1 protein-coding gene (running past one end of the window) is annotated in these 13500 nt (G+C 55.4%); it reads right to left on the reverse strand.

Annotated elements, in window-relative coordinates; all coding sequences use genetic code 11:
* Window positions 1-13500, reverse strand: partial view of an Ig-like domain-containing protein gene (locus B9Z50_RS16440; protein ID WP_146183238.1) — the end only. Its footprint extends 37962 nt past the window's final position; the window shows 13500 of its 51462 coding nt (coding positions 37963-51462); its start codon lies beyond the right edge, outside the window; its stop codon occupies window positions 1-3.

Below are 13500 nucleotides of genomic sequence, written 5' to 3' on the forward strand. Positions count from 1 at the left end.
TCACAATAACTCTAAAGCATCAATCCAGTACTCGAATGTATCTTGACTAAAGGTACGTAATCCTGCAGCGCAGGGTTGCTCTCCTGGGCTACCAACCACATACGAGTCCAAGAGTCCTTTGGATAAGCCATAGCTATTGTGCAAGAGCAAATCTTCATCATTTGAAATATCTGTAGGCAAACAACTCAGCAAGACATGCCCTTTCGCTTTGCTGTCTCGCAATAAATCTTTCAGAGCGCTATCCATCATCAACTGGCCGAAGGTACTTGTGTCCACTCCTTCGTTTCCGTCTTTAACGGCTATCGATAAGCCTCTATTGCTCAGACCACTCAAGTAGCGCTCTGCAAACGTCTCGCGCAGGCGACTATTTACGTCCATGCGGTTGAGCGTGCTCGCCAATACGTTGCCTGCATTTTTTTCCTGGCGTGTATCAACTTGTCCACTTGTATAAGCATCAATGGCTGTCGTGTTGCGGGTCAGTTTTTCATCAAGCTCGAGTGGCGTTGGTTCAACCGGAACATCATCATGCTCGGTATCAGAGGACGATGGAACGTCCTCTGAGTACCCCTCCACGCTTCCACGTGAAAATACATCAAACCAGTATGTCTCATCGCTCGGGTATGAAGCTTCTTCTTCGCTGAACTTCGGCGTCTTTCCAAAGGCACCCAGTACATGCCCTGGCATCACACGAGACGCCAGACCGTCGCGCGACGTCGCTAAGTAAATAGATCCCGCGCCAGCCTCAGTGGAGCCCTTATCCAACTTACCAGCCAGTGCATCATCCACCGTAACGACGGATAGATACCCACTGACTTCACCATCAACGGCGAGAGGTAACGCGGACAGTAATCTGGCGCTTGCACTATCAAAGGCATGAACGAGGGTAGTGGAAGCGCGAGGTGCCGAAGCTTGCGCAGCGTCGGTAAAAATACCGTATATAACAGAGTAACTCGTACCATGACTAACGTTCCCCGCTGAGTCACGCAAACCTGCATTACTAAAACTTATTAGGTTATCCGGTGACAGACTTAGTGTGTTTGCTACCGGCGTGAATTTCGCCGTCCACTCGATAGAGTCCAATTTCTCAGTGATATCACTCAAGGAACCGTTTACGGCGCTGAGATTGGCCGTATTAAATCCAAAAACCTTTTCATTAAAAGTAATCGTTACCGAGCTAGTCTCACCCGACTCCAGCTCCCGATCAGACATTTTAATCGTCGCGTACGGCGCCCTGGTATCGATCGCGTAGTTCTCGCTGACCCTAACCATACCGCTGTTGCCCGCCAGGTCGGTATAGGTGTTGGCAAGACTAATCGTATTGGTCGCACTCTCTACATCGGCAGAAGGCGTGAATGTACTGGACCACGTCTTGCCGCTATCACTCGTCGTGAGGTCGCTCAGCCTACCATTGAGCGCGGTTAGATCAGAGACGCTTAATCCTGTCACAACCTCCGTGAACGTGATGGTTACCAGCGCACTCTCGCCAGACTTGAACGCACTATCAGACATCGCAATCGTCGCACGAGGCGCCGCCATATCGATAGCGTAGTTCGCGCTGGCACTGACCACACCGCTGTTTCCACTCTCATCGGTATAGGTATTAGCAAGACTAATCGTATTCGTCGCACTCTCTACATCGGCAGAAGGCGTGAATGTACTGGACCACGTCTTGCCGCGATCGCTGGTCGTGAGATCAGTCAACGTACCATTGAGCGCGGTTAAATCAGAGACGCTTAAACCTGTTACAGCCTCCGTGAATGTAATGGTTACTAACGCGCTCTCACCAAGCTTGAACGCATTATCAGACATCGCGATGATTGCGCTGGGGGCCAACGTGTCAATATGGTAGTTAGCACTAACAGCCGATGCACCAGCGTTCCCTGCCAAGTCTGTGTACGCTGCACTGACACTGATCGTGTTGATTGAGTGCTCAACGTTTGCCGTGGGCGTAAATGTTGCCGTCCAGGTCTTACCACCATCCGCGGAAGCGACGGTACTCAAAGTGCCGTTAGTGGCCAAGACGTCGGCATTGCTAAAACCAGTCACCGGCTCGGTAAATGCAAACGTGACCACGCTACTTTCGCCAACTTTCAAGGCGCTATCAGCCATCGTGACAGCAACGCTCGGCGCAGCGCGGTCTAAGGTCACCTTGCTGAAACGCTCAGTCGTATTGCCAGCAGCATCGACCGCACGAAGCTTGGCGATAAACGAACCATCAGACAGAAGCTCCGGTGCAGCAACCGTTTGCAAAGCGCCCGTAGCCTGACCAACCGATATGAATCCTGCTCCAACATCCAAATAAAGATCCACCCCCATCTCGGCGGTGAAATCGAGGGCCGGTGTCGCGATATTGGTCTTGTTATCACCCAACACACCGGAATCTGTCCCCGTACTCAAAGTGACCGTTGACATCGTCGGTGCAACCGTATCAACCGTGATCGTCTGCGTCGCAACTGCGCTGGTATTGCCGGCAACATCCGCCACCACAGCGGACAGCACGCTACTCCCCTGCCCGATACCTTTCATCGCGGCGGTATTTAAGTCGTACCCCCATGTACCGTCAACACCAACCAGGAGTGACTGTACGTTGTTACTCGACAGCGTGAGGGTAACTCTGCTGCCGGCCTCCGCGAGCCCCGCAATGCGAATACCTGACAAGAGCTCCGCACTGTTAACCGCATTATCCCCAGCCACAATGCCAAAAACAGGCCTGTCCGGCGTGCTAACGTCGATAGTTATCGTCCGAGTAGCGGCAGCACTGACATTACTTGCACCGTCTCGCGATGTGGCGCTAATCGCTTGCACCCCCTCACCCACCGCAATAATGTCAGCGCTCGTTAGGCGATGACTCCACACACCGGCCGCGCTCGCCTGAACGGAATGTGTCACGCTACCAAGCGTCAAGGTCACCATTGAGGAAGCCTCTGCTCTTCCGCTTATCAGACTGGTCTGCTCAGAGGCGTTAACAAAATCATCAGCGGTCACTTGGTAAATGACAGGCGTATCTGGAGCAGTAGTATCTATAACCAGCGAGAAGACCTCGCTCGAAGCACCTTTGATACCCGAGGCAGAGACAACCGCTGCGCTAAAGCTATACCTGCCATCTGACAAATCAGTGGTGGGGGTAAAGGTCCAGCTGCTGCCGACGACAGATGCGTCACCCAAGCGGGTTTGACCTTCGTAAATACCAACGACGTAGCCGTCAGGAAGGAGATCCGACACCGCACCGCTAAGAACCGGCCTACTGACGCTCGTATAAGTCGATGCAGCGCTCAGGGTAACCGTTTGTGCAGGCAGGGTTGCATCTACCGTGACCGCATAACCCGTACCCGCTGCGCCATAACTACCCGCCGTATTTTCAACTTGCGCGCGTAAGGTATGGCTACCGTTACTAAGACTTGGTGTTGTCAGCGACCATGTTGTTGTCGTTGTCATCGTAGCAACACCCAGGCGCGTGGTACCGTCATACACCACGACGAACTCGCCGCCTGCCAGCACCTCACTGGTCGTACCCGACAAGCCGAGCACCTGGTCGTTAGTCGTCCCACCAGAGGCAATGTTTCCAGTTACCGGATCAACATCATCAACCGCGCTAGCAATCTCTGCGATAGCCATTGGTATGGCAGTACTCACTGTCACTGCGCGCGTCCCTACCGCGCTCACGTTACCCGCCGCATCGGATGCCACCACAGCCACAACCTCAGCACCCTGCCCCATAGCATCGATGTCTACAGACTGCAGGGCGTATTGCCAGGCACCACTTGCATCAACACTCACAGTTCGGGTGTTTCCACCAAGCGTCAACGTGACGGTGCTATTGGCCTCGGCAAAACCACTCACCGCAACAGATTGCTCGTTGGCATTGATCACATCATCGCCAGCGATGATGCCAACGGTCGGTAACCCGGGAGCCTGCGTATCGACGTTGACCTGAATAGAGGCGCTCGCCTCACCCACATTACCTGCCTGATCCTGCAAAGCAGCGCTCAAATAGTGGGTGCCTTCGCTCAGGTTCGAGGTACGCACGTCCTTAAATCCGGCCGCGACATCGGCTGCGGTCAAGGTAAATGAGGAAATTTCCACACCACCGTCGCGCAACGTCAAGGTGTCGCCGACGACCACCGCACCGCCGGTGCTATCCGTGGTGTTAAGAGTCACCCTCAGAGTCGGCGACGCGTCGTTTGTATTCGCGGCCCCGGTCAAGGACGGCGACAGTGGCGCTACCGTATCAAGGAATCGACCCTGCGCGGAACTAATGGCGGCAATGGATCCAGCCGTATTGTCGATGGACGCAATCGCTGTCGCGGCATCAGAAATTATGCTCAACACAGCCAAGCTCGATCCCGCTGCCGTTCCGCTAAGCGCAGCGCCGATGACGCCAGAGTCGGAAAGATCAAATACCGCATCGCTAGCGCTCGATACCAAAATATTACTGGCTAAATTCGCCAGCAATTTACCCTCATCGGATGACCCTGAAACAGCGCCGGTGGCCAACGTAACCATCGTCGCAACTTGCGCTGCCGCTTTTTGAAGCGCTACGTTTCCTGATGAAATGGGATCGTAATCCGTCAAACTGGCTCCACCCAACGCGTCGGACAAACCCAGTGATGCGGCCACGATATTCGAAGCAGCGGCAATGCTCGCGGCATCAACGGTTGTGCCAGAAGCCACCTGCTCGTCCAACACCACCTGCACCATGGTTGTCAGCGGGTTGATCGTACTAGAGCCCTCAGGCGCCTTGAGCGACATGGTGTTAGCGACACCCGTATCCACGTTGACCCCGCCCACCGCGATGATCGCGCCTACAGGCGCATCGCTCGCCGTAAAGAAGTTGCCCGTCGCATCGGTAATACCGACCAAATAATCAACGCCTGCTTCTGCAACTCCGTTCTTATTCGTGTCAATGTAAACCGTCGCACCGCGCACAAAACCGTCAGCGACGATACCACTGCGGAAGCCAGCCGCATCATTACCTGCGACGTCTTGCAGCGCTCGATCATCGTCACCCGCCGTCAGGTCGCTGTACTTAACCGAAACGGCTCCGGGCTTAAATGCGTCCTGCATCGTCAACGTCACCACGTTATCGGCAACCGTGATGGTCAACACAGGGTTTTGCACGCCTGCAGTCGTCACATTGAAGGCACTGGCCTGTGGCAAAGCAGCCGGATCAATTGGGCCGTCGTAGGTCAAGACAATGGTACCCTCACCTGCTGCGCCGCTCTGACCAGCCAAGCTTCTAATCACAGGCGATGTGGTATCTAAGGTAAACGTATAGGGTGCACTCACCTCAGAAATGTTGCCTGCCGTGTCGCTCTGACGCACCAGTACGGTGTTGTCACCCAAGAGCGGCACGAACTCATCTGTCCAATCTATGCCGCTGTTTGCACTGAAGAGTATCGTCGCCTGCTCTTCACCGCCGGTCACCTTAAGCGCTGGATTAGAGGTGATACGGTCGTTAGCACCACTCCCCGTATCCACTGTCAGCGTGACGCTCGGCTTGGTGGGCGCAACGGTATCGAGTTCGAAGGTGTAACCGCTGGCATCTGACACATTTCCAGCCGTATCTGTCTGGCGCACTTGAATAACATTTGTACCATCGACTGGGGAGAAAGACGCGCTCCAAGTTTCCCCACCGTCTGAACTGTACTCAACTAAAGCCCCATCTTCCACGCCAGCAAGCAATAAGGTACCTGAATTCGTTATGCGATCGATCGTGCTAACACCGGTGTCTGCGGACAGCTCCACACCAGGCGCTGCACCTGCCGTCATATCCAAGAAGAACTCGAGTACTTTGCTGTTATCGGAGACATTACCTGCTAGGTCCGTTTGCCTGACCTTGATCACGTTCGAGCCCACCAAGGGCGTGAAGCCACCCGTCCACACCAAATCGCCGTTGGCGCTGTATTGCACAATCGCGCCATCCTCGAGGCTTCCTAACGCGAGAGTTGGGTCGTTGGTGATCGCGTCAGAATCACTCAACCCAGTGTCTTTTGCAAGCACCAAGGTCGGTGCGTCCGAGGCCACGTCATCTAGCGTGAACTCAAGCACAGCGCTGGCGACAGACACGTTGCCAGCAGCATCCGTCTGTCGCACCGACACACTATTATTTCCGGTTACCGCTGTGAAACTGTTCGTCCACTCGCCACCGTTCACACTATAAGAAGGTGTCGCAGCAGCTTCTAATCCACTGAGTACCAAGGTACCCATGCTCGTCACACTGTCGCTGCTACTCCTACCAGTGTCAGTTGCCAGCTCTATACCTAGCGCACCTGGCGCGGTGTTATCCACACTAAAGGTCAGCAAATTACTAACCGCTGACACGTTGCCAGCCGTATCGGTCTGACGCACTTGGACACTGTTAAGGCCACTGACCGCTACAAAGCTGTTAGTCCAATCATCACTACCCGCCTTGAGATACTGAACCCGTGTACCGTCCTCAAGACCATCAATGACGAGCACTCCCAGATTCGTAAGCAGATCTGACCCGCTTGAACCGGTATCTGAGCTCAAGCTTAAAACTGGGGTCTCTGGCGTCATCGTGTCCAGAGTAAAACTCAGCACCCGGCTGGGCTGAGATACATTTCCAACGACATCAGTTTGCCGGACTTGAACACTGATCGAACCATCGACAGGCGTAAAGCTACCTGTCCATGTCTCACCACCATCGGTACTGTACTCAACCACCGCATCGTCTGCAATGCCACTCAGATAAACAGCATCCGAATTGGTTACGGCATCCGTACTGCTGAGTCCGGTGTCCTCGACGAGATTGATTGCCGGGGTAGCGATCGCCACAGATAATTGGAAACTGAACGCCGCTGATGGGGCCGATGCATTACCCGCAAGGTCTATTTGACGAACCCGAACGATGTTCTCGCCACTGACTGCCGTGAAGTTACTCGACCAATTCGCACCGTCGTCCACGCTGTACTGGATCGAGGCGTCAGCCTCAACTCGCCGTACAAAAAGATCTCCAATCCCCGTAACTTTGTCATGGCGCTGTGCGAACGTGTTTCCTGTATCCTCCAGCAACCGCACTTTAGGCGCAGAGGGCGCGGTGTTATCAAGCGTAAATGAGAAGTCTGACGCTGCAGATGCATTACCAGCTGCGTCAATCTGTCTTACCGATACCGAATTGGTGCCACTCACCGCCGTGAAGGTATCTCCCCACCTGTATGCCCCGTTCGCGCGGTACTCTACGCGTGCGCCTGACTCCAACCCGTTGAAGCTCAATCTCGCGTCCATTGTCACCAGATCAGATATGCTTGCGCCCGAATCAGAGGTGAGCTCAACTATAAGCGCGCTTGGAACGCCGGTATCCAAGTTGAACTCTAGCGCGTCACCAATCGCGGAAGTGTTACCAGCCAAATCAATCTGCCGCACTTGAACACTGTTGAAGCCCTCTAGGGGGGAAAACTGACCCGTCCACGTTACGCCACCGTCCGCGCTGTATTGCACAGTCGAGCCGATGCCGACGCCGCTGACCTGCAGTGCACCGATATTAGTGATCGAATCTGCGCTGGCAGAGCCCGTATCGACACGAAGCGCTGCTTTGGGCGCGTCATCTGCCGATATATCTAGATTAAAAGTAAACACGTCACTGGGATCAGACACGTTACCCACTGCATCCGTTTGCCGCACCTGAACGCTATTTAGACCGCTTACAGCTGTAAAACTGTCTGTCCACTCTTTTCCACCATCAACGCTGTATTCAACGTGCGCATCGGCCTCGACACCCGTCGACACCAAGTCGCCTGAAGTCGTCACCTTGTCACTGTCGCTCCGACCTGTGTCCGTGACCAACTCCACACCCGGCGCAAACGCAGCGACCGAATCTAAGGTGAAGGTAACCGCTTCGCTTGGCAGCGACACGTTACCAGCAAAATCGATCTGCCGAACCAACACATTATTCACGCCTGTGACTGGACGGTAAAGCGAGCTCCACGTCTCTCCCTCATTCGCGCTGTACTGAATCAACGCTCCCGCCTCCATTCCCTCGACCTGCAACGATGCATCATTTGTGATGACATCTTCCGCGTTAGCTCCCGTGTCGTTTTTCAGCTGAACGACGAGTGCTGTTGGCTCATCCAAATCCAAGTTAAACGTCAACACAGAAGACGGCACGGAGAAGTTGCCGGCAAGGTCCACTTGACGAACCGTTACAGTATTTTCTCCACTTTGCGCGACAAAGCTTTGTGACCAACTCTCGCCCGCGTCAACGCTGTACTCAACCGTGGCGGCGCTCTCTAAACCAAGCAGAATCGTCCCACCGTTTCTCGTTATCTTGTCACTGGTACTGCGTCCGGTATCTTGCGCAAGTTTGATACTGATACCAAAAGCCGGCAAGTCATCGAAGGTAAAACTCAACACATCACTGGCCTCGGACGCATTGCCTGCGATATCGACCTGTCGCACCTGAACGTTGTTGACACCGTTCGCAGCGACAAAGTCATCAGCCCAATTTTCACCGCCGTCGGTACTGTATTGAACGATAGCGCTAATCTCAAGATCAGACAGGATCAAACGACCATCATTGGTTATCAGGTCTGATCCGCTGGCACCCGTATCGTTCAACAGCGCAGCGGTTGGTACATCCGGCGCAGTGACATCCAAAACAAAGGTGAATACATCGCTGGCTTCAGACAAGTTACCAGCGAGATCAGTTTGACGAGTCTGCACACTATTAAGGCCGCTGGTAGCGGTAAAGGTCGATGTCCACGTCTCACCGCCATCAATGCTGTAGGCGACGGTTGAACGGCTCTCCACGTCTAATAACGCCAGGCTTGCGTCGCTCGTAATAGCATCCGAGCTGCTGCGGCCCGTATCGTCCTTCAGCGTAAGGCGTGGCGCATCTGCAGATTGATCCAGGATAAAGGTGTAGCTAACAGCCTCTGAAGTATTGCCAGCTAAGTCAATTTGGCGCATCAATACTGTATTGAGGCCGCTCACTGGTACTAACGTATCCGACCAACTGCCAACATCATTGCCGCTAAACTGCACAACAGCACCACGCTCCAAACCGCTCGGAGTCAACTGCCCAAGCTGTGTGCGCCCATCCGTTGAAAAAACGCCCGTATCCGTTGTCAATGCGACGTTAGGCAAGCGCGGCATCACTTGGTCAATCACTGTCACCGCACCGTTCACACTCACCGCATCTGCATTCCAAATCAAATCGCTGGTAGCACCAACGTCATTCAGACCCGCCTGCAAAAAGATATCACCATCCGCCTGCACGCTCAACGCTTCGTCGCCGCCAAGGCCAGGCATCATCACGATACTACCCTTGACTGTAATAAGACTGATAGCTCCACCACTCAGTAGACCGGTCGTTATTCCAACGTCTTCCCCCTGCGTAACGCCACCTGCCATGAGTACGCGATTGACCTGCGTGCTACCAATAGCTCCAATCACGATATCTGTTGCCTCAGCAACAAACAAACCATCACCTGCGGAGCCAACAACTGCGCTCAAGTCAGCGACCTCCAGCTCGAGAGCATTCGCCAGCTGCCCCGCAGTCCCGAGCGACATCATGCGCAAGGTATCCGCATACACATTCATGGTTTGGGACACACCTGACAGATCACTGTCAACGATGTCCTGTCCGCTGTACAGGTTGACCGACCCCCATGAACCGCTAGGCGTGGATTGGTCAGCCAACGAATCATCTGCCCTGTCTTGTGCAAGTCTGGCGTCAATCACTCCCAACGAAATCGTACCCGCGGCATCAACCGATACGTCATGTCCCGTGGTTTGTAAGACGGTCTGCGCATGCATCGATACAGTGCCGGCTATTGACTGCAGGTCAATGGTTCCACCGATCGCGCTCACCGATGACCCAGCGGCATAAGTTTGGTCAGCAAGGCTGACCAAACTTATGCTGCCGTTTCCGGTGGCGATAGGCTGATGAACGAGCAAGGCGCCATCGTTGGCTTGCACCAGCACATGACCGCCACCCAGCGCAGACACCGCACTATCGATCTGCACATCACCCGCACCGCTCACGACCAAAACAATATGGCCGTTGCTCGCCACCGTCAGGCCACTCTGGGCGGGTGTGCTCGTTGCGCTGCCACCCGGATTGGTCTCGTTAACCAACACCGTCCCGCTAGCGCCGCCCGCAACGGCGGCAGAAATCGGTTGGAGGCCAGCGCCAGCGGTCAATTGCAGCACGGTACCGCTAGCGTCCACACCTGCCGTCAACCCAGCGCTCTCATCGGCGTTGATGATCGCGGCTAAGGCGGCGACGCCATCAGCCACAGTGTCCCCCGGGCTAATGGCCTGCACATAATCATTCCCACCCACGCTGACAGCCAATGTGCTGATCGGTGCTGGTACAGTGATCGTCTCAACGGTGTTGTAGCGTATTTTTTGACCGAAGATTTTTTTCGTCTTAGTCACCGTTTGCTGATAGGTCTTAGGACCTTCAAGCACCACTGAACTAAAGTCTAGTGTGCGAACGTACTCGCCGGTAATGGGCTCAGACGTCCAAGTCGTGACGTCCACCTCACCGATCGCCACGCCATCTGCTTCAGTCAAAAACACACCGGTGTCGCCCAATACATCACTGCCCGTCGCCTGAACGGTCATGACCGTGACGCTGGTCTCGACATGGTTCGCTCCCGAACCAACCCCGAAACCAGCTGACAGTAATAGACCCTTCGCAAACACGTCAATCTGTCCGTCGTCTTCGCCGACGCCAGGGGCGTCCGCATCAAGAATCTCACCATCACCGGAAATAACCGCCACATTACCGCTGGCACCCGCGTCCACCAAACCAAGAACGATGTCGCCGTGCAGCGTCAACAACTTGATGTCCCCTGCTTGCGTCACGCCTGCGGTTCGTATCACCGCACCTTGGCTCATCGTGATGCCATCTGTCACAGAGACAGAAATAGTCTTATCAGACGTACTTGTCTGGACCAACGCATCAATCACAGCCGCACCGTCGGCCGTCACCGTGACGTTACCTGCGCTAACCACATCTGCGCGCAACACCACATCGCCTTGCGCACCACTCGCTGCGAGTAAGACGTCTCCGGTTGCGCTCAACCCGCCGACACCAGGCTCGCCTTGTTCAACGGTAATGCTGCCATCGAGCGTGGTGAGGAACACCTGGCTGGTCAGCCCGCCGGCCACAACCCCGGCTTGGCTCAGGCTGGTGCCAACCGCACTCGCCCCCAACGCGTCGACGTAATTGGCCGCGAGACTCACACCCTGCGTGATCACCGAGTCGGCCTCCGTCACATAGGTGCCGCCAGCTTTTGACCATGTACTCATGCGACTCACCGCGGTTTCGAGAGCATTTGCACTGCCCCCAATGGCTTGCGCGGCCAAGAGCATCAAATCACCGGCGGTGATGTTGCTAACCGTCTCGCTGTCGTTATCGACGATGCTGCCCTGCGCAGCCACCACGCCAACCTGCCCCGTTGTGCTACCCGCCGCCCCTGTGCTGATCTCGCCCAAGGTCACATCACCTTGCTCAGTCGCCAGAACCACAGTCCCCTCGTTCGACACAATGGCCGCGGTAGCTGCCATTGTGAGTCCGGTTCTCGCCTGGAGGTCTATGGTTTTACCAAGCCCACCGACCAAAACACCACCCGCTGCACCCAGTTCAATTGACCCAGCGCTGCGTCCACTGATATCACCGGCCGTTAGACTCACCGCAGCGTTAAGCACCATGTTGGCCGAACCACTAACGCCCAACTCACCGGCGACTAGCAACACATTGCCTTGCGACGTGACGCCTGTTACGTCCGTACCGCCGCTAATCGTCAGGCTGCCATCGAGTGTCGTCAACACCACGTGGGCAGTCTCGCCAATGGTTGTAATGTCTTCTTGTACATCGGGCGACAGCGCATCGGCGCCCCCTGATTCCGTTACCCGGTTGATCCCAACGCTCACACCAGTGATCTCCAACGCATCGGTCTCAGTTAAGAAGACGCCGCCGTTCATGGCACGGGCGCTCAAGGTCTCCACTGATGTCAACAGGGGACTGTTGGCTACCCCGATACCGGAACCGGAGTGCAGCAACAGATCAGCCGTTGCAATGTGGATGGCACTCGCGCCACCACCACCCACAATGGAACCGCTTCGCGCGATGACCGCGACTTTCGCCGTATTCAGTGCACCCGCACGGGTATCGATCTCAGTCAACGTGATATCGCCAGACACGGCCTCCAAACGGACCTGGGCGTTATAGCTTGTTGTCTTCGTCCCCGCCGCCATAGTGATCGCACCCTGCGCACGCAGATCAATGGTCGCGTCGACGCCGCCGGCTTCAATCACCGCATTTTGTTGAATATCACCCGCACTCAACAAACTCACGCTACCCGCCGTGCTAAGCACGCCGGCATCCAAAGTAATGTGTGCAGTCGACACCGTTCCTGCGCGAGCGTCCAGCAAAATATTGCCGCTGGCAAGTACCGCAGGTCCCGAGGGCGCAATGGCATTGGTCAAGCGGATATCGCCATCCAACGTGACGAGTACAAAATGACTATCAGCGCCGCTTACCACAACCGACTGCTGTGCCTCATCAGACAAGACCGTCACGCCATTTGCGTCCACATCAACGCGTTGGGTCAACACGGCAGGTGTCTGCCCAATGACGATGCCTTTTGCCTGGCTCAGGTAAACCGAATCCCCTGCGATAACACTCAAGGTCGCCACATCGAGATCAAGCAGGCCAAATGCCACGCCACTGCCATGACCGATCCCCAGCCCGGTATCTAGTCGCAACGCATTGGCCTTGATATCGACGCCCGACTCGCCTGCATCCGTCACCGATCCAGCTGCGATCAAGCTGACACTCGCAACACCTGCATCAATCCCTGTGACCGCCAAATTGGCGCCCGACGCCATTCGCAGGTTGCCGGACGCGGAGCCGTCAACGGTCACGATCTGTCCGCCATCCACCATCAGGACGTCTTTATCTGCCTCAATGTCAACACCGGCACCACCGGTTGTTATGGCGACAGCGCCTTGAGAGATAGCGCCGATATCGCTGATCAAACTGATGTTGCCTGCGTCGCTGCTAAGCGCTGCATTGATGGCCAAATCGCCACCGCTTGTTGACAAGCGTATGCGCCCCTCACCCAAAACGCCTACCGCGCGGTTCACCGACAAGTCACCGCCCGCGCTTAAAACCACATGACCACCTGCAGCGGCACTCAGCCCCAGTACATCGGTATCTTTAGAAACGATTGACGCCGTACCGTCCAGACCAATGTGGTTGGCACTAACGGACAAGTCGCCAACGGCGAGACCATCAACGTCATCAACATAAACACCCAAGGCACCCGCATTGGCACTTAAGGTAGTGACCGCTGTCCTCAAGAACTTAGCCGGTAGCTCCCCGTTAACTGACTCGGTGACGCCAGACCCCACGCCACCGCCAGCGATCAAAACCAAACCGGAGGCTGAAATCGTGGCCGCATTAGCAGCAGTAGCACCCCAGATACTGCCACCGGCCTGAATCGCTACATCGCCCGAACCTGCCGCTAT

This window comes from Limnohabitans sp. Bal53 (genome assembly GCF_003063355.1).
Lineage (GTDB): Bacteria > Pseudomonadota > Gammaproteobacteria > Burkholderiales > Burkholderiaceae_C > Limnohabitans_A.